A 19,210-nucleotide genomic window follows, 5' to 3' on the forward strand; every position below is an offset into this window, starting at 1 on the left:
ATGGTGGGGGGCCGGCGTCGCCGCGGGCATGGCCATCGCCCTTTCCGCGGGCATGACCGCGCCCGCGGTGGCGGCCGCCCGCACGGTGGACACCGCTGCGGTGTCCTCGGCAGCGGCGCCCGCGGCCGCCCACAAGCCGCGGACGGTGACCTTCGACGGCTACTCGTTCCTCGTCGACGGGCAGCGCACCTACCTGTGGTCCGGCGAGTTCCACTACTTCCGGCTCCCCAGCCCCGACCTGTGGCTGGACATCTTCCAGAAGATGAAGGCGGCCGGCTTCAACGCCACCTCCCTCTACTTCGACTGGGACTACCACTCGCCGGCGCCGGGGGTCTACGACTTCAGCGGCGTCCGCGACGTGGACAAGCTGCTCGACATGGCCGAGCAGGCCGGGCTGTACGTGATCGCCCGCCCCGCGCCGTACATCAACGCCGAGGTCGACAGCGGCGGCCTGCCCGGGTGGCTGACCACCAAGGACGAGAAGAACCGCACCGACGACCCGAAGTTCCTGAAGTACGCCGACGAGTGGCTGACGCAGATCGACCGGATCATCGCGCGCCACCAGGTGACCAACGGCACCGGCTCGGTGATCGCCTACCAGGTCGAGAACGAGTACTACAACGGCTCGGCCTCCGCCCGCGCCTACATGAAGCACCTGGAGGACAAGGCCACCGCCGACGGCATCACTGTCCCGCTCACCGGCAACAACAACGGCACCTTCAACTCCGGTGACGGGGCACTCGCCGTGGACGGGCCGGACTCCTACCCGCAGGGGTTCAACTGCTCGAACCCCACGCAGTGGAACGGCGTCCCCGACATCAGCTACGACCACCCGGCGGGAAAGCCGCTCTACACACCGGAGTTCCAGGGCGGCGCCTTCGACCCCTGGGGCGGCCCGGGATACGACAAGTGCGCGCAGCTGATCAACGACCAGTTCGCCGACGTCTTCTACAAGCAGAACATCGCCGTCGGCGCCACCGCCCAGAGCTTCTACATGACCTACGGCGGCACCAACTGGGGCTGGCTCGGCATGCCGGAGAACTACACCTCCTACGACTACGGGGCCGCGATCCGCGAGAATCGCGAGCTCGACCCGAAGTACGACGAGGACAAGCTGATCGGGTACTTCACCCAGTCGGTCGCCCCGCTGACCAAGACCGACGCGATCAAGGCGGCGGCGCCGGACGACAGCGCCGTGGTCGACACCGCGCGGATGAATCCCGACACCAAGACGCAGTTCCACGTCCTGCGGCACGGCAACTCCACCTCCACGGCGGTCGACAAGACCCACATCGCGCTGGACTTCAACGCGCAGCCGGCCGGTGACGCCAGCTACACCTGGGACGACGCCGACGCCACGCTCCAGTACACCGGCGCCTGGTCGCACGTGTCGGGCCAGAGCTACACCGGCGGGGACTACAAGAAGAACGAGTCGTTCTCCAACGTCGCCGGCGACTCCGTCACCGTCCCCTTCGACGGCACCGCGATCCGCTGGATCGGCCCGAAGACAAACAACCACGGCTACGCCGACGTCTACCTCGACGGCGCCAAGGTCGCCACGGTCGACGACTCCGGCGGCGAGAGCCAGGCGGTGGTCTTCCAGAAGACCGGCCTCGCACCCGGTGCGCACACCCTGAAGATCGTCGTCACCGGCACCCACAGCTCGGCGTCCACGGACAACTTCGTCTCCATCGACGCCATCGATGTGCCGACGGCCGAGACCGCGACGGCGACCTACCCCGTCGTGCCGCAGCAGCCGGGCACCGCGATCACCCTCGACGGGCGCGACTCGCACGTCATCGTGGCGAACTACAAGCTCGGGGACTCCCAGCTCCAGTACTCCACCTCCGAGATCATGACCACCGCGACCATCGGCAAGCGGGACGTCTCCGTGCTCTACGGCGACGCCGGCAGCGACGGCGAGACCGTCCTGCACTACGCCACCCAGCCGACCGTCACCAGCAGCGGCGGGCAGGTCGACACGACCTGGGACGCGGCCACCGGCGACCTGCGGCTGAACTACAAGCACCAGGGCCTGATCCGGATCGCCGTCAGCGGCGGCGGCTCACGCCCGCAGCTGCTGCTCGTCGGTGACAAGGCGACGGCCGAGACCTTCTGGCGGCAGGACACATCGACCGGTCCTGTCCTGGTGCGCGGCACCCACCTGCTGCGGACCGCGACCAGCCAGGACCACGGCCGTACCGTGGCACTCACCGGCGACAACGCCGACGACAACGGCATCGAGGTGTTCACCTCCGCCGACCGCGTCAGCTGGAACGGCCGCACGCTGGACACCAAGTCCTCCGCGACCGGCAGCCTCACCGGCCGGATACCCGTCGCCGCCCCCGTGAAGCTGCCGGCGCTGACGAACTGGAAGCACCAGGAGGAGTCCCCTGAGGCCGCGGCCGGCTTCGACGACTCCGCCTGGCAGGTTGCCGACAAGTCGACCACCAACAGCTCCTCCGGCGTCAACTCGCTGCCGGTGCTCTACGCCGACGACTACGGCTTCCACACCGGCAACACCTGGTACCGCGGCCGCTTCCGCGCCGACGGCGGCGCGACCGGCATCCACCTGGTCTCGGACTCGGGCGGCAAGGCGCAGGCCTTCTCCGCCTGGCTCAACGGCACCTTCCTGGGCAGCTCCACCACCGGCAGCGCCGACTTCACCTTCCCGGCGGGCTCGGTGAAGCCGACCGGCGACAACGTGGTGTCCGTCCTCACCGTCAACATGGGCCACGAGGAGGACTACAACTCCTCGAACGGCAACAAGACCGCACGCGGGCTGACCAGCGCGTCGCTCGTCGGAGCGCCGCTCACCCCGGTCACCTGGCGGCTCCAGGGCGTCCGCGGCGGCGAGGACCTGCTCGACACCGTCCGCGGCCCGCTCGCGAACGGCGGCCTCTACGGTGAGCGGGCCGGCTGGGACCTGCCCGGCTACCCCGACGGCGGCTGGGACAAGGTGTCCCTGCCGACCGACGACACCCGGCCCGGCGTGTCCTGGTACCGCACCGACGTCAAACTCGACCTGCCGCGCGGCCAGGACACCTCGCTCGGCCTGACGTTCACCGACGACCCGTCGCGCAAGTACCGCGCCACGATCTTCGTGAACGGCTGGCAGGTCGGCAACTACGTCAACTACCTGGGCCCGCAGCACACCTTCCCGGTGCCGAACGGCATCCTCGACCCCAACGGGCACAACACCGTCGCCATCGCCGTGTGGAATCTGGACGGCAGCACCGGCGGGCTCGGCAAGGTGGAACTGACGAACTACGGCAGCTACGCCTCGTCGCTGCAGGTCGCGCAGAACACCAGCCCCGGCTACGACCGCAAGACCTACGCGATGCCGGCCGCGCCGGACGCCGGCGTCACCCTCGACGTGCCCGGCACGGTGCAGTCCGGCAAGGCCTTCACGGCCTCGGCGACCGTCAGCGTCCCCGCGGGCCGGCCGCAGGCCACCGCGGTGTCGGCTTCGCTCGCGCTGCCGGAGGGCTGGACCGCGACCGCCGCGCAGCCGCGTTCCGTGGACCGCATACGGCCCGGCGGTTCGGCCGAATTCCACTGGACGGTCCAGCCGCCCTCCGGGACGCTCGCCTCGGCCTCTGTCCTGACCGCCACGGCGCACTACGTGCAGCGCGGCCACAAGGCCACCGCCGCCGACGAGCGCGTCGTCGGGGCGATCCCACCGGCACCGGCAGCGGGTGACAACGCGGTGAGCGACCTGCCGTTCCTGTCGTCCACCAACGGATGGGGCCCGGTGGAGCGCGACGCCAGCGTCGGGAACCAGGCGGCGGGTGACGGCCGTGCGATCAGCATCGCCGGTACCGGATACGCCAAGGGCCTGGGCACCAACTCGGTCAGCGACGTGCAGCTCTACCTCGGGGGAACCTGCACCCGGCTGACCGCCCACGTGGGTGTCGACGACGAGACCGGCGGCGCCGGGACGGTCACCTTCTCCGTGGTCGCCGACGGCAGGACCCTGGTCACCACCCAGACGATCCGCGGCAAGCAGGCGGCTGTGCCGATCGACGTCGACGTCACCGGCGCGCAGGTGCTCGACCTCAAGGTCGGCGACGCGGGCGACGGCAACGGCAACGACCACGGCGACTGGGGGGCGCCGACCCTGACCTGCGGTCAGGGCTGACCGGCTCCGCACCGAACGGCTCCGCATCAGACGACGGGCCGGCAGGGGAGGACTTCCCTGCCGGCCCGTCGGCGTTCCGCCTGTGCTCAGGCGAGGAAGGCCGCGACCTCCGCGGTGAAGCGGGCCGGGTCGTCGATCCAGGGATGGTGCCCGGCGCCCGCCTGGACGGCCAGGGTGGCGCGGGGGAAGAGGGCGGCGATCTCCGCGGTCGGCTGCGGGGGGCTGTTCAGGTCGTACTCGCCCGTCAGCAGCAGCGCGGGGGAGGGGAAGGCGGCCAGGGCGGCGCGGGTGGCGTGCGGGGTGAAGGCGTCCCCGGCGCCGAAGAGGGCGACGGCCTCCTGGTTCGCCGGGCGGCTCGCCTCGTGGTGCCGGCGGGCGGCGGCGTCCCAGCGGCCGTGGAAGAAGGGGGCGACGGCCGCGGCGTCGGCGTCGGTGCCCGTCCCCTCGGTGAGCGCCTCCAGCGCGCCGAACGCCGCCGCGAACCAGGGCTCGTGCGCGCGGAGCCGGGCGAGGTCCCGCCGCGTCCCCCCGGGGACGGGGATGCCGACGGCCCTGGTGCTGGGGCCGATCAGGGCGAGCCTGCGGAGCCGGTCGGGGTGGCGGGCCGCGTACTGGATCGCGGTGTTCGTGCCGGCCGAGTGCGCCAGCAGGTCCATGGCCGGCAGGCCGAGATGGGTGCGCAGCGCCTCGATGTCCTCGACCTGGCGGTCGCTGCGGTAGGAGGAGGTGTCCTCGGGGACGGCGGACCCGCCGGTGCCGCGCGGGTCGAGGAGGATCAGCCGGTGGTGGGCCGAGAGGCCGCCGAGGTCACCGAGGTAGCCGGCGTCGGTGGGACCGCCGGGGAAGCAGACGAGGGGGGTCCCCTCGCCGGTCACGCGGTAGGCGAGCCGGGTCCCGTCGGGCGCGGAGAAGGTGGGCATGGCCCGCAGTCTGGCATTCATAACCAGGTTGTACAACCCAGTTATAGTCAGCTGCTGGGGTATACAACCGAGCTATGGCAGAGGACATGCACCGGACACCCGAGACGCTGACCGAGGAGCAGGCCGCCCGGATGCTCGCCGACATGAACGACGTCATCCGGGCGGGCGAGGAGATGCGGAAGCTGCGGACCGAGATGATCCGGGTCTTCACCGGCTTCGGCTGGACCCAGGACCGGATCGCCCGGCTCACCGACATGAGCCAGCCCGCCGTGTCCAAGCAGGTGGCCAAGCACAGGACGGAGGAGCCGCTGCCCCCGGTGGTGCTCGACCTCGACCAGCCCGACGCGCCCTGGCTCGAAGGGCGGCTGTGGGCGCTCGCCGAGGAGATCGCCGGCACCTGCGAGGGTGCCGCCTGCGCGCGGTACGTCGATGAACTCGCCCGGGGACGGAAGCACTTCACCCCGCGCCATGTCGACGAGTTGCGCCGCCTCGTCGAGGAGGACCTGCGGCTGCGGCGCGCCGAACTGACCGGCGCCCACCGGGCCGCGTACGACGCGATCAGCCGCGGCCTCGACGACCCCGCAGCTCCTCCTGCCGCCCCCGCCGCACCGGCCTCGGTGCGCCGCGCCCTGGCCCGCCAGATCCAGCGCGACCGGCTCGCCGAGCCGGGCCGGGATCCGCACCGCCGGTAGCGGGGAGCGCGGCGGCCCGCCGCGCCGCGCCCGGTTTCCTCACAGACCCCGGCCGGCCGCGCCGCCGTTCATGGCGGCATGGAAAGGGTCACCGGGACCGATCTCGCCGGCCATGACCGTGGTGTCGGTGAAGGCGGACTTGTAGAGCGCCGCCACGAGTTCGAGGCTGGTGCGCCCGTCGGCCCCGCTGGCCCGCGGCCGCCGCCCGGCCCGCAGGTCCGCGATCAGCGGCCGCAGCTGCGCCAGATGGGAGCTGGGCACGTTCTCGCCCATGTCGCGCCACCCGGCCAGCTCGTCGAGCGCGACGCCGGGCGCGGGGGTGATGCGCCAGTCGTCGTTGGCGTGCTGGTAGAGGTGGCTGAGCTCGACGGTGGCCCGCTCGCAGTCGATCCGGATCCGGCTCAGCTGGTGCGGGCTGACCACGCTGTTCACCACGGTGGCCATCGCGCCGCTCTCGAAGCGGACCAGCGCGGTGGACACGTCCTCGGTCTCCACGTCGTGGACCAACCGGCCGGTCATGGCACGCACCTGCGACCAGGGCCCGAGCAGGTCGAGCAGCAGGTCCATCTGGTGGATGCCGTGGCCCATGGTGGGGCCACCGCCCTCGGCGGCCCAGTTGCCGCGCCAGGGCACCTGGTAGTAGTCGGCGCCGCGGAACCAGGTCGTCTGGCAGTGCGCGACCAGCGGCCGGCCCATCGCCCGGTCGGCGATCAGCGCGCGGATGCGGTCGGCACCAGAGCCGAACCGGTGCTGGAAGACGATCGAGGCGAACGGGCCCCCGTGGTCGCCCCCGTCACCGCCCTCGGCCGCCTCCATCGCCGCGTACTCCTCGAGCGAGCGGCACGGCGGCTTCTCGCACCACACCCAGGCCCCCGCGCCCAGCGCCGCCACGGTCTGCTCGCGGTGGACCGCCGGCGGCGTGCAGATGCTCACCAGGTCGGGCCGCTGCTCGGCGAGCAGCTTGCCGAGGTCGGTGTACGCGTACGGCACCGCACCGTCGGCGCAGAAGGAGCGGCAGGCCGCCTCGTCGATGTCGAAGGCCGCGACCACCTCCACCTCGCCGCCCAGCGCCCGGTACGCCGGGAGGTGGGCCTCCCGCGCGATGGCGCCGGTGCCGGCGATCGCGACCCGCACCGGCCGGTCCCGCAGGTCGCGGGTGGCTGACTCAGGCATCGGACGCCTCCGGGTGGCCGGCGGGCAGGCCCGCGTTGCGGTTGCGGGTGACGACGGCCGAGACGGCGAAGGCCAGCGGTCCCGCCATGAAGCCGGCGAAGGCCGGGACGATCGCGATGAGCACCGCGGTGAAGGCCATCGCGGTCACCACCAGGGGCAGGGTCGACGGCATCGACCTGGCGTGGCCCGCGGCGTCGCGGACCGCGTCCCGCCAGGACCGCTCCGCGCCGGCCCGGCAGGCGACCACCAGCAGCACGGAGCCGCCGGCGAGCCCGCCGAGCAGCGCCAGCGCCGCCGCCTCGACCGGGTATCCGGGCATCCGGGCGCCCAGCACCACATGGACCTCGAACCAGGTCAGCGCGCCCACCGCGAGCAGCGCGCCCTCCACCACGAGGCCCGCCGCAAGGTCGCGGCGCACCACGGCGGCGAACGTGCGCAGCAGCGGCAGCTCGCGCTTGCGGTGCCAGCCCGCGACCACCTCGGCGGCCGCGCACCAGGCGGCGCCGGCCGTGACGACCGGCAGCGAGAACAGCAGGAAGAGCGCCCCGACGGCCATCGTCTCGGCCGCCGTCCTGACCTGCTCGCCTCTTTCCGGACTCAGCGCCCAGCCCGGCCGCTGGGCCCTGCGGCGCGCCTGCGCCGTTCGTTGGACGGCCATCGGCTTCATCGCCTCATCCCTTCAGACCGCTCGACGTGGCCCCGTCGACCAGCAGCCGCTGGAAGGCGAGGAAGAACAGGAACACCGGCAGCAGCGCCAGGATCGACATGGCCATCATCGGACCGTAGGAGGTGGCACCCGTCTGGTCGACGAAGAGCGACAGGCCGATCGGCACGGTGAACTTGTCCGTGTCGTTGAGGTACACCAGCTGCGTGAAGAAGTCGTTCCACGTCCAGATGAAGCTGAAGATCGCGCTGGTGATCAGCGCCGGCCGGGTCAGCGGCAGCAGGATGTAGAGGAAGGTGCGGTACGGTCCGCAGCCGTCGATCCTGGCCGCCTCGTCGATCTCCCGCGGGATCCCGCGCATGAACTGGACCATGAGGAAGATGAAGAAGGCCTCGGTGGCGAGGAACTTCGGCGCGACGATCGGCAGATCGGTGTTGATCCAGCCGAACTGCTTGAAGATCGCGTACTGCGGGACGATCAGCACGTGGTAGGGCAGCAGGATGGTCACCACCATCCCGGCGAACAGGACGGAGCGCCCGCGGAATTCGAGCCTGCTGAACGCGTACGCGGCGAACGAGCAGGACACCAGGGTGCCCACCACCGCGAGCACCGATATGAAAAGGGAGTTGAGGAAGAACTTCCCGAAGGTGACACCGGGGTTGGCGTGCCAGCCGTCGGGGAAGTTCGACAGCGTCCAGTGCAGCGGCCAGGGCCGGTTGGACGTCACGATCTCCGTGGCCGGCTTGAAGGACGTGCCCAGCATCCAGAGCACGGGATAGATCACCACGAGGACGATGGCGACGACCCCCACGTGCCACAGCACGGTACGGCCGGTGCGCCGCCGCGGGTCGCGGCGTGCGGCGGCCGGCTTGCCGGGCAGCGCCGCTGCGGTACGAGCACTCATCGGTTTCCTCCATCCCCGTAGAAGACCCAGACCCGGGAGACCTTGAACATCAGCGCGGTCAGTACCGCGACCGCCGCCAGCAGGACCCAGGCCATGGCGGACGCATAGCCGAACTGGAAGTCGGTGAAGCCCTTCTGGTACAGGTACAGCGTGTAGAAGAGCGTCGAGTCCGCCGGTCCGCCGGTACCGCCGCTGATCACGAACGCCGGGGTGAACGCCTGGAACGAGTTGATCGTCTCCAGCAGCACGTTGAAGAAGATGACCGGCGACAGCATCGGCAGCGTGATGTGCCGGAACCGCTCCCACTTGTTCGCGCCGTCGACGTCCACCGCGTCGTACAGCTCGGACGGGATCTGCTTGAGACCGGCCAGGAAGATCACCATCGGCGCCCCGAACTGCCAGCAGGCCAGCAGGATGATCGCGGGCAGAGCCCAGCTCGGGTCGTTGATGAAGTCGGTCTTCGGCAGGCCGAGCGAGGCCAGACCGTTGCTCACGGCGCCGCCCTGCGAGAACAGCGAGCGCCACACCAGGGCCACGGCCACGCTCGTGCCGAGCAGCGAGGGCAGGTAGAACAGCGAGCGGTACATGCCGATACCGCGCCGCTTGCGGTTCAGCAGCATCGCCACGGCCAACGCGAGCGCCAGCTTCACCGGCGTCACCACGACCACGTAGATCAGGGTGACGCGGACCGAGTGCATGAACCGCGGGTCGGCCGAGAACATCTGATGGTAGTTCGCGAAGCCGACCCACTTCGGCGACTGCAGCAGGTCGTAGTCGGTGAACGAAAGGTACAGCGAATACACCAGCGGCCCGATAGTGAAGATCGCGATCCCGGCGAGCCAGGGCAGCAGAAATACATAACCGGCGGTTCGATCGGCGAAGCTCTGCTTCCGTATCGTGCGGTGTTCCCTCGCAGGCGTCGGCGACGCCGGTGCCTGCCTGTCAAGCCTGGCCGTCGAACTCACCAGCTTCCTCCTCCTTGTTCCACTCGGGCCTTGGCCGGAGAGCCGTCAGCTGCCGAGGATCTGCTCGGCCTGCTGCATGAAGGACCCCGCGCCGTCCGCCGGGCTCTGCTGGCCGAAGCTGACACCGCCGTAGATCCGCTGCATCAGGGTGATCAGCTGGCCGTCGCCCTTCGGCGGGGCGGTCGGGGTGGCGCTCAGCTGCGAGGCGTTGGCCGCCTCGAAGTCGGCGACGACCTTGTCGTTGCCCGTGGCGGTGGCCGCCAGCTGCTTGCGCACCGCGATGTTCGGGAAGAGCCCGCGGCTGGTGCCGAGCGCCGCGCCCGCCGCCGGGTCGTTGACCAGGAAGCTGAGCAGCTTCGCGGCCTCCTTCGGGTGCTTGGACTTGGCGTAGACCGACAGCAGCATCGAGGGCTTGGCGTACATCCCGGTCTGGCCGCCCACCGAGGGCAGCGGCACCAGCGCCAGCTTGTCCTTGGTCGCCGCCGCGTGGCTGGCGTAGATGCTGTCGTAGTCCCACTCGGCGGCCGCGGTGCCCTTGGCCAGCGGGTCCTCGGCGGGTCCGTTGGTGAGCGTGGCGGTCAGGTTCGCCGCCGTCGCAGCACCGGACTTGCGCAGGTTGTCGCAGTACGTCCAGAAGGTCGTGAGGTCGTCCTTGGTGAACCCGAGCTTCCCGTCAGGGGTGTAGAGCTGCTTGCCGTTCTGGAGCAGCCAGGACTGGAAGGCCGCCCAGGTGGTGCCGGGGTCGGTGATGCCGTACAGCTTCCCCTTGGACTTGTCGTGCACCTCGGCGCCGTACGCGGCCACGTCGTCCCACGTCCAGCCGGCCTTCGGCACGGCCACGCCGAGCGCTTCGAGCTTGGTGACGTCCACGACGATGCTCTGGGTGGCCTGGCCGAACGGGATCGCGACCTGCTTGGCCCCGTCCTTGCCGCTGCCGGCGAACTTCGGGTCGAGCCCGGAGATGTCGGTGGTGCCGGGGCCGGTGGCCAGGTCGAGCAGGGTGTTGCTCTGCGCGTACTGGCTCTGGTTGCCCCAGTCGATCTGCATGAGGTCGGGCGCCCCGCCGCCGGCGATCTGGGTGGCGAGCTTCTGGTTGTACGGCCCGAAGGTGGCGTACTGGGTGCTGACGGTGATGGTCGGGTTGGCCTTCTCGAAGGCCGCGATGGCGTCCTGCGTGGCCTTGGCGCGGGAGGCGTCGCCCCACCAGGAGAAGGAGAGCTTGACCTTGCCGCCGGAGCCGTCCGAGCCGCCGGAACCACCACCGCACGCGGTGAGCGACAGCGAGGCGACCACTGCGGCGGCGACGGCGGTGATCTGGACCGGGCGGAGGCGCGCGGCGGCGGTACGGGATCTCATGGGAGGTGCCTTTCTCGAAATGCTGGGATGACGGATACGAGTCGATCGGGGGTACCACTGCCGTAGGTCCCGCGGTCGGTTCGCGGCGGCGGTGCCGTGCAGTGGTGGTAAGCGCTTGCACCGCGGGCGGCGGTGGGATCGGCCGCACCGGCGGCCGTGCGGGTTCAGCAGGGGATGGTCACCACGCCCTGACCGTTTCCGCCTCGATGTAGTCGAGGTCGAGGCTTTCGCCGAGGCCGGGTTCCTCGCTGAGGTGGACGTATCCCTCGGCGTCGATCGGGTCGGTGGCCCGGGTCAGGTGCGGCGGCACCTCGTCGAAGTCGTGGAAGGGGTGCAGCAGGCCGCGCTCGTACCAGCGGCTGTTGGACACCGCGCCCAGCACGGCGAGCGTGCCCGCGCCGCCGCCGTGCATCTCGCAGTCCATGCCGAAGGCCTCGGCGAGCTGCACGGTCTTGAGCGCGGGGCCGATCCCGCCCGCGGTGTGCACCCCGATCCTGAGGATGTCGCAGGCGCCGGCCATGATCCACTCGGCTCTGGCCTGGAGCCTGCCCTCGATGCTCTCCGGGCCGATGACGAGCGTGTCCAACTGCTCGGCGAGCCAGCGGTAGGACTGGGTGGAGTGCTCCTCCATCGGCTCCTCGAACCAGTGGAAGCCCAGCCGGTCGAGCGCGCGGCCCAGTTCGAGCGCGTCGGCCCTGCTGTACCAGTGGTTCGCGTCGAGCATCAGCGGCACGTCCGGGCCGACCGCCTCGCGGACCGCGGCGCAGGCCCTGATGTCCATCGCCACGCTGGGCGCGAAGGACACCGGCGGCATCCAGGTGTGCAGCTTGATGGCGTGGTAGCCGTCCGCGACCAGTTTCTCCGCGAACGCGGCGTAGTCCTCGGGGGTGGCCAGGCCGCCAGGGATCTCGTCGCCGCACATCGTGCTGCCGTACGCGGGGACCCGGTCGCGCATGCCGCCGAGCAGCTTCCACACCGGGAGCCCGAGGCGGCGCCCCGCCAGGTCCCACAGGGCCTGTTCCACCGCGGCGAGCGTGCGGTCGTTCAGCGTGCCCGCGCTGCCGCGCTGCCGGCGCGCGAGTTCCTGCCACAGCCGGGCGCGGTCGAAGGGGTCCTGACCGAGCAGCACCGGGCGTACGTGCCTGCCCAGCTGGTCCTCGCCGACGTGGGCCGCGTCGGCCAGGCAACGGCCCTGGTTCCCCTCGCTGTCGGTGAGGGTGAGCAGGACCCGGTTCACGCTCCGCTGGTCACCGGGGTGAGCGTGCCCATCGGAGTCGATCGCCAACTTGGTCGTCGTACGGAACAGCTGGGCTGATACAGCCACGACCTGGGTGGGAGCTATACCGGACACCATAGCGCCCCTCATTTCGTCCATGTGAACGTAGTTCATCGCTCTAGATGCGTTGGGACGCTACGGGGACTCCGTCGGCAACGTCAATAGGCTGCGTTGAATCGATTTTGCAACGGACGAGCCCCTTACGTCGAGAGGTGCGACAGGATCCGGGTGTCTGGTATCCGTACTCGCCGACTGCCGTCTGACCGGGGCGTAGGCCGCGCAGGCTGGGTTGATGCGGTTGCCGGGCGGTGGCGCGCGCCGACCGGACCTCGACGCGAACCGGATCCACCGGTGTGCGAACGTATCGATGCGCTATGAATCGATGCAGAGGCTGTTCACCGACGGGTGGTCCGGTCCCCGCAACCGGGGCGCCGCCACCCGCGCCGGCGGCGTGCCGCCGTCCCCGTCGTGGCTGGTCCGCCGCTTCCGGCCCTCCGTCCGGGGCGCGTTCGTCCCGGCCCGAGTACGGCCCACGCGCGGCATCGGGGGCGCCGCCGGGGGCGGGTTCCCGGGAACCCGGGCGCGCGCCGGACCGTGACGGACCGTCGCCGGGGGACCGCGGCGGCCGGCCCGGCGGCGTCCGGACCGTCAGGAAAACCCGGCAGCCTCCACCGCCACACCCGCACCACAAGAAAGAGGTCGGACCATGCGACGCACCCTGCTGGTCACCGGAGCCGCCGGGCTGCTGGGCGGATTCCTGCAGCGCCGCCCGCCCGAGGGCTGGACGCTGCGGCTGACGGACGTCACGGTGCCGCCCGCCGCGGGCGCCGGCCGGGGGCCGGGGGAGGCGCCCGGCACCGAACGGCGGGAGCTGGACGTCACCGATCCGGCGGCGACCGCCGCCGCCTGCGAAGGCGTGGACGCGATCCTCCACCTGGGCGGCGTCTCCAACAACGTCGCCGCGACCCGCGACCTGCTGATCCCGGTCAACGTCGGCGGCACCAGGAACCTGCTGGACGCCGCCGCAGGAGCAGGAGTCCGCCGGGTCCTGCTCGCCGGCAGCAACCACGCGGTGGGCTTCCACCCCAGGCCTCCCGCGGGGCTGCTGCCCGACGACGTCGAATGCCGCCCCGACTCGCTGTACGGGGTGACCAAGGCGGCGATGGAGGCGCTCGGCGGCTTCTACGCCGACCGGTACGGGATCGAGGTGGTGCTGCTGCGGATCGGTTCCTGCTTCGAGCGGCCGACCTCGCCCCGGATGCTCTCGACCTGGCTGTCGCCCGCCGACTTCTGCCGGCTGGTGGAGGCCACGCTGCGGGCACCGGTCACCGGCTGCAGGCCGGTGTGGGGCGTGTCGGCGAACACCCGGCGCTGGTGGTCGGCCGAGGGCGGTGACGCGCTCGGCTACCACCCCCGCGACGACGCCGAGGTGTTCGCCCCGGCCCTCGCCGGAGCCGATGCGGCGCCCGATCCGCGCGGCGAGACCGTCGGCGGCTCCTTCCCCGCCGCGCCCGCTGCGGGGACGCCGTGCACCGCGGAGGGTCCGCGGTAGACCGCGGACTTCAACCGATTCAATAAATTTCAGGTCCCTCGGGTCCGCTCCGCATCGCTGCGAGCGCGGCTGCCGCCGTGCCGGGCGCGGAGCGGATTCACCCCCTCCGCTCGCGCGGGCGCGCGGTGCGGCGCGCAAGAAGGCCATCTGACCTGGGCTTTGGGGCGACCGTGGTCGGCTGCCTGCCGCGACCCCGCCGCCGGCGTCGTCCGCGGAGGTGCCGGGCCGCGCCGGTCGATCGATCTTGCGGCACGCCTCTTCCCTTCCGTGGACCCACTCGCTAGCTTGGTCGCCTGAAAGCGCTTGCTACGTTTCAATCGCCGAATCCGGCGATCGTGGCAGAGCCGTGCCCCGCGCCGCCGTGCGCCCCTACCGGGGTCGACGCCCTGCCCTTCGAGTTCCCATCGTCCTTGCAGCATGAGGAGCCTTGATGTCCTGGCAAGAAAGCCAACTGACTCGTCGATCCACGCTCGGTCTCATCGGTGCAGGCGCCGCCGCGACCGTCCTGGCCGGCGAGGGCACCGCGTCCGCGGAGCCCGCCGGGCAGGCGGCGGCCGCCGCGGCACACAACGCGGGCCACGGCGCCGGGCACGGTGACCGGGTGACGCTGCTGGTCAACGGCAAGCCCGCCGAGGTCGGCAGCTACGCCTTCCCGGCCGAGGCCGAGGAGGTCGTCCTGGACAACGGCCTGGTGCGCTTCACCTTCGGCCGGGACGACGCGGCCGGGGGAGTCGTCACCGGCTGGACCGACACGTCGATCACGGCCACCTCCGTGGTGGTCGACGGCACCGAACTGGCGCACAACCTCAACGGCGTCGACCCCCGCGACCCCGACCGGCAGCACTCCTTCTACGTGGACGCCGGGGGCGGCAAGTCCCGCCTCGTCTGCGGCGAGGTCAGGGTCGTGCGGGTGACCCGCGACCTGGTGGAGGTCGCGTTCGTCGACCTGACGAGCGCGCCGCTGCGCCACGAGCACCACCTGGTCATGCGGACCGGCAAGCGCGGCCTGTACGGCTACAACATCCTCAGCGCCACCGCGGCGACCGCGATCAACGAGATCCGGATGAACACCCGCTGGGACCGCAGCCTCCTCGACCACTGCTACAACTGGGAGCGCGGCAAGGGCCAGCAGCCCACGTACGCCTATCTCGCCACCCAGAAGAGCGTCGGGGACGAGACCTGGCTGGTGGACGGCGTCAACAACCCCGACCTGCCGTCCCCTGAGAGCAACGCGGGCGGCACGAAGGCGGGCGACGTCTACACGAAGTACGACTGGAGCCTCTACCACTACGAGAACCCGATGTTCGGCCACTTCGGCAACGGCTTCGGCGTGTGGTTCACCCCGCTGGGCGGAGTGTCCGACCAGACCCTCGCGGGCTTCTACGGCGTCGGGCCGCAGCGCCAGGACCTGGCGATCCACCAGGACGCGCTGATCCTCAACTACTTCTCGCCCAACCACTACGGCCTGCCCGGCTACAACCTGCCCGCGGGCTACCGGCGGCTGTACGGGCCGTGGTTCAACTACGTCACGGTCGGCGACCCGGACAGGCCGGACGACGTGATCGACGAGGCCGCCCGCGTCGCCCGGCAGGAGATCGAGGAGAACCGCGCCGGATCCGCGTGGGTCAGCGACCCGCTGTACCCGGCCCCGGAGCAGCGGACCACCGTCACCGGCAGGATCCGCATCGCCGACGGCCGCCCGGCCGCCGGCCTGTGGGCGCTGCTCAGCACGCAGGACGTCGACGACGTCTACACCATCCACGAGGCGACGTACTTCGTGAAGACCGACGAGAACGGCAACTTCACCATCCCCGGCGTGCCGCCCGCCTGGCAGCCGGGTACCACCGAGGCCGGCACGTACACCCTCTACGTCTTCGCCGCCGACGGCTCGATCACCGACCAGTACAAGCAGACCGGTGTCTCGGTGCGCGGGCGCAAGCAGAACCTCGGCACGATCACCTGGTCCCCGGTCGGGCACTCCACCTTCCTGTGGCAGATCGGCAGGGCCGACCGCACCGGCGGGGAGTTCGCGCTCGCCACCAAGTCGCCGGTCAGGCCCAGCCCGCGCGACTACTTCAAGCCGGGACAGATCCCGCTGAACCTCTCCTTCACCATCGGCAAGGACTGGGAGCCCGAGAGCTGGTACTACGCCCAGGTCGGCTCAGGGGTCTGGACCGTGCACTTCCCGCTGGACGCGCCGCTGGACGGCACCGCCCACCTGACGGTGTCCTCCTCCATGCAGTCGGGCAAGCCGCCCGTGGTCACGGTCAACGGCACAGCCGCAGGCGTCGTCGGCTCGCTGCCGAACCACAACGACTCCACCATCGCCCGGCAGGCCGACCGCAGCGGCTACCCGCGGCTCGCGGTGCTGACCTTCCCCGCCTCGCTGCTGACCGCGGGGGACAACACCATCACCTTCACCACCGGCGACGGCGGCGCGTCCGGCACCCCGCAGCCGAACCCGCCGTCCGGCGGATTCGGGTGGGACACCATCGTCCTCGAGGTGGACGGCACGCAGCCGGCCAGGCCGGCCCGGCTGACCGGCAAGGTGACCGGTCTTGGCACGTCGCGCGGCACCAGCAGCTGGCGGGTGGAGGTCGCCAACCACGGCTCGGGCCCCGCCCATGACGTGCGCCTCGACGCGGTCGACTGGTCCGGCGGGCGGCACGGGGCGGACGAGCGCCCCGCGGTGGACGGGGCCGACCCCAATGCCTTCCCGGTGCCGGTGGCCGCCTCCATCCCGCCCGGCGGATCCGCGTCGGTGACCGTGCGGACGCACGGCAGCCGCCCGCCAGGCGGCTCAGGGGCGCTGGAGTTCGGCATCACCGCCGACGGCGGCCGCACCCGCACCACCGCGGCCGGCCGGCCTGGGCACTGAGCCGCGCCGCCGGGTGGCCCCGTCAGGACCTGACGGGGCCACCCGGCGGCCACCCGCTCAGCGGCAGAACGCCTCCCGCACCGAGCCGCCGACCACGGCGCACCAGGTGCTGAGATCGACCTTGCCGTCAGGGGTGAGGCCGTGCAGGTGCTGCATGGACTGGACGGCCTTCATCGTCGGGTGGTCGAACTCCCCGCTCGCGGTCACCTCCTGGTAGCCCTTGCGGGCCAGCATGAACTGGAGTGCGGTGACCGGCAGGCCGCTGGCGTGCTTGTCCAGGCGCGGGGCCAGCGCCTCCCAGGTGGCGGTGTCGAAGGTGGCGTCGGGCGTCACCGGGATGCCGCTCCTGGTCTGGAAGTCGGCGAGCGCGGCGTTCATGTCGAGGCCGAAGACGCCGTTCGCGGTCAGCGCGTACCCGGCGTTGTCGAGCAGGTACTGTCCCACCTGGACGACGGGGCTGTCGACGAAGCGCCAGATGTCCGGCCACCGCCGTTGCGGCGCGGCGGAGGGCTTGACGCCCATCGCGTGCAGCACCCGCGTGCGGATCATCGGGAACTGCGCGTAGAAGGCGATGCCGGGGCAGTCGGTGATCCGGAAGTCCCAGTGGCCGAAGATGTCCCAGGCGTTGAGGTCGAACTGGCGGCACACCGCGACACACAGCTGCACGAGCGAGTCGAGCAGCGCCTCGGGCGGCGTCTCGGTGATGTAGGTGCCCTCGTTCTCGATGCCGATGGCATTGCCGTTCTCACCGGGGCAGTGGGCCGACACGACCTGGTGCTCGCCGGCGACCAGCGTCTCCAGGCTGCGGTGCCTGCCCTCCATCACGTAGCCGCCCCGGCTGACGGTGAAGTGCTGGCCGGTGTCCGCCCAGCCGTTTCCGTCCATGTGCAGGTCCTGGCAGTCCTTGGCCAGCTGCACGGCGTGCTCACGGGAGTAGTCGGTGACGTTGGGGAATGCCATGTGGTGCAGGATGATCTTGTTCGTCGTGTTGCCGGTGATCTGAATCGTGCTGGACGGCGGCCGGGCGCCCCAGCTGTCGCAGTCGATGATCCAGGGGAACTCGGGGGAGGGCGCCGCCTGGGCGGAGCCGGGGAGGGCGAGTTCGGTGCCGACGACCGCGGCGACCGCGGTTCCCAGTCCGACCCTGAACAGCGTTCGGCGATCCACCTCGTGCTCGTGCAAGGCCATGCATACTCCGCATCGCGCAAGGGGCGGCAGCGTTTCCGGCTGCCGATGACTACCGGAGAATATGGAGCTTGCTGACTCCCAGCCAGAAACTTCTCAAGAATGCGGCCTGCTTGCGGGGAAGATCCCCTTTGCGTCCGCCGCCGGGTGCTGCCGCCGGGCCGCGCATCGCCGCGGGCGGATCGGGTAGCCGAGGTGGGCACGGATTTTCCCGGCCGACATCCGGAGGCCCGCCATGGCGGTCACCCACCCAGTACGGTCACCGAACCCGCACCTGCCGGACGAGGGGCTGAGCGTCCCCGAGGACGTGGTACCGGCGGCCAGCCACACCTCGCCCGCCGATTCCGGGGTCTCCTCGCTCGACGGCCCGGAGCGCGGCCCCCTCGGCCGCGGCTGGGGCGCGGCCCCGATCATCGCCATCATGCTCATCGTCGGCATCTTCGCCGCCGGGGCGCTCGGGATGGCGATCGAACTCATGCTGTGACGCCGTGTGGCCGCGCGTGACTTCCTGTCGCGAAGCCCGGGTCGGGAACGGGCCGACCCCGAGGGTGGTGCTCATCACCCCCGGCCAGGGAATTGATCAAGACGCCCGGCTGCTGTCCCATGACGGCGGGCCGCGGACCCCTGGGGCCCCTTCTGACAAGGAAGTCGAACCCATGTACAAGAACATCCTGGCCGCCGTCGACGGCAGCGCTCACGGCGCAGGGGTGCTGGACACCGTGGCCTCACTCGCCGGGCTCACCGGCGCGGCGGTCCACGTCATCCACGTCAGGCCCTCCCAGGTCATCACCGACGGGATCTCTGGCGGCGTCTACACCTCCGAGGAGGCCGCCGAGGGCCGCCGGGTCGTCGACGAGGCACTCGCCCGGCTGCGGGCCGACGGGGTCAGCGCGGACGGCGAGGTGGACGAGGGGCTGCGCGAGGACCTGGCCGGCATCCTGGTCGAGCGGGCGCAGGCCCTCGGCAGCGACCTCATCGCCGTGGGCCCCGGCCACTACAGCGGTATCTCCGCCCTGCTGCACACCAGCGTCAGCCGCGGCGTCGCGAAGGCCTCGCCCGTCTCGGTGCTGCTGGTCCGCGCCGAGGCCTGATCCGGCCGGCCGATCAGGCCGGAGAGCCACTCATGACCGTGCCCCGATGGATCCGTCCATCGGGGCACCGCCATGCCCGGGGCCGGGACCTATCGCCGGGCCGCGGTGGACGCGGTCCCCGACCCCGCCCCCCGGCGGCCGGTCCAGGCCCCGACCCCGCCCGGCGGCCGGTCCAGCCCCGGCGCGCTTCAGCCCCCGACCCCGCCTGGCGGCCGGTCCAGGCCCCGACCCTGCCCGCTGCCCCATCCCGGCCCCGGTGCAGGCCCGGTCCGGCGGCCGGTTCCGGCCCCGACCCCGCTCGGTGGCCGGTCCAGCCCTCGACCCCGCCCGGCGGCCGGTCCAGCCCCGGCGCGCTTCAGCCCCCGACCCCGCCTGGCGGCCGGTCCAGGCCCCGACCCTGCCCGCTGCCCCAT

14 protein-coding genes are annotated in these 19,210 nt (G+C 71.5%); 6 read left to right on the top strand and 8 right to left on the bottom strand.

The window, feature by feature from the left end; translation table 11 throughout:
* Window positions 1-52 precede the first annotated feature (52 nt).
* Entirely contained in the window at window positions 53-4,141 is a 4,089-nt protein-coding gene (locus ACGFMP_RS35945) for a beta-galactosidase (protein ID WP_393678146.1), read from the top strand.
* 86 nt (window positions 4,142-4,227) lie between these two features.
* Here ACGFMP_RS35945 and ACGFMP_RS35950 read toward each other — a convergent pair whose 3' ends face one another.
* On the bottom strand, window positions 4,228-5,061 hold the full coding sequence (locus ACGFMP_RS35950) for an alpha/beta fold hydrolase (protein ID WP_393678148.1): 834 nt from the start codon (window positions 5,059-5,061) through the stop codon (window positions 4,228-4,230).
* 74 nt (window positions 5,062-5,135) lie between these two features.
* On the opposite strand from ACGFMP_RS35950, the gene ACGFMP_RS35955 reads away from it, so the two are divergent.
* A complete protein-coding gene (locus tag ACGFMP_RS35955; RefSeq protein WP_393678121.1) occupies window positions 5,136-5,753 on the top strand; it encodes a sigma-70 family RNA polymerase sigma factor in 618 nt (205 codons plus the stop codon).
* A gap of 39 nt (window positions 5,754-5,792) precedes the next feature.
* Here ACGFMP_RS35955 and ACGFMP_RS35960 read toward each other — a convergent pair whose 3' ends face one another.
* The 6 genes from ACGFMP_RS35960 to ACGFMP_RS35985 all read right to left on the bottom strand — a co-directional run bounded on the left by ACGFMP_RS35960 (window position 5,793) and on the right by ACGFMP_RS35985 (window position 12,139).
* Complete coding sequence (locus tag ACGFMP_RS35960) at window positions 5,793-6,926, bottom strand: Gfo/Idh/MocA family protein (protein WP_393678123.1); 1,134 nt, start codon at window positions 6,924-6,926, stop codon at window positions 5,793-5,795.
* Entirely contained in the window at window positions 6,919-7,593 is a 675-nt protein-coding gene (locus ACGFMP_RS35965; RefSeq protein WP_393678125.1) for a DUF624 domain-containing protein, read from the bottom strand. Before ACGFMP_RS35965 ends, ACGFMP_RS35960 begins: the two co-directional genes overlap by 8 nt.
* A 4-nt stretch (window positions 7,594-7,597) precedes the next feature.
* Window positions 7,598-8,494: a carbohydrate ABC transporter permease gene (locus ACGFMP_RS35970; RefSeq protein ID WP_393678126.1), complete on the bottom strand. Its 897-nt coding sequence runs from the start codon at window positions 8,492-8,494 to the stop codon at window positions 7,598-7,600.
* Window positions 8,491-9,459: a carbohydrate ABC transporter permease gene (locus ACGFMP_RS35975; RefSeq protein WP_393678128.1), complete on the bottom strand. Its 969-nt coding sequence runs from the start codon at window positions 9,457-9,459 to the stop codon at window positions 8,491-8,493. Before ACGFMP_RS35975 ends, ACGFMP_RS35970 begins: the two co-directional genes overlap by 4 nt.
* Window positions 9,460-9,504: 45 nt before the next feature.
* Window positions 9,505-10,815 (bottom strand): ABC transporter substrate-binding protein, encoded by a 1,311-nt coding sequence (locus ACGFMP_RS35980; protein WP_393678130.1) that lies wholly within the window; start codon window positions 10,813-10,815, stop codon window positions 9,505-9,507.
* 178 nt (window positions 10,816-10,993) lie between these two features.
* Window positions 10,994-12,139: an enolase C-terminal domain-like protein gene (locus ACGFMP_RS35985; protein ID WP_393678132.1), complete on the bottom strand. Its 1,146-nt coding sequence runs from the start codon at window positions 12,137-12,139 to the stop codon at window positions 10,994-10,996.
* A 658-nt stretch (window positions 12,140-12,797) separates the two neighbouring features.
* Between ACGFMP_RS35985 and ACGFMP_RS35990 the strand changes: the two genes are divergently transcribed.
* Together ACGFMP_RS35990 and ACGFMP_RS35995 are read left to right on the top strand one after the other, a co-directional pair.
* On the top strand, window positions 12,798-13,643 hold the full coding sequence (locus ACGFMP_RS35990; RefSeq protein WP_393678134.1) for an NAD-dependent epimerase/dehydratase family protein: 846 nt from the start codon (window positions 12,798-12,800) through the stop codon (window positions 13,641-13,643).
* Between the two features lie 430 nt (window positions 13,644-14,073).
* On the top strand, window positions 14,074-16,521 hold the full coding sequence (locus tag ACGFMP_RS35995; RefSeq protein WP_393678136.1) for a polysaccharide lyase family 4 protein: 2,448 nt from the start codon (window positions 14,074-14,076) through the stop codon (window positions 16,519-16,521).
* Window positions 16,522-16,578: 57 nt separating this feature from the next.
* On the opposite strand, the gene ACGFMP_RS36000 is transcribed toward ACGFMP_RS35995, so the two are convergent.
* Window positions 16,579-17,709: a peptidoglycan-binding protein gene (locus ACGFMP_RS36000; protein ID WP_393678138.1), complete on the bottom strand. Its 1,131-nt coding sequence runs from the start codon at window positions 17,707-17,709 to the stop codon at window positions 16,579-16,581.
* A 232-nt stretch (window positions 17,710-17,941) separates the two neighbouring features.
* Between ACGFMP_RS36000 and ACGFMP_RS36005 the strand changes: the two genes are divergently transcribed.
* On the top strand, window positions 17,942-18,190 hold the full coding sequence (locus ACGFMP_RS36005; protein WP_393678140.1) for a DUF6480 family protein: 249 nt from the start codon (window positions 17,942-17,944) through the stop codon (window positions 18,188-18,190).
* Window positions 18,191-18,362: 172 nt separating this feature from the next.
* Window positions 18,363-18,797 carry a universal stress protein gene (locus ACGFMP_RS36010; protein ID WP_393678142.1) on the top strand — a complete coding sequence of 145 codons (435 nt, stop codon included), beginning with the start codon at window positions 18,363-18,365 and terminating at the stop codon, window positions 18,795-18,797.
* Window positions 18,798-19,210: the final 413 nt, after the last annotated feature.

The sequence above is a fragment of the Streptomyces sp. NPDC049040 genome (assembly GCF_043197715.1).
Lineage (GTDB): Bacteria > Actinomycetota > Actinomycetes > Streptomycetales > Streptomycetaceae > Actinacidiphila.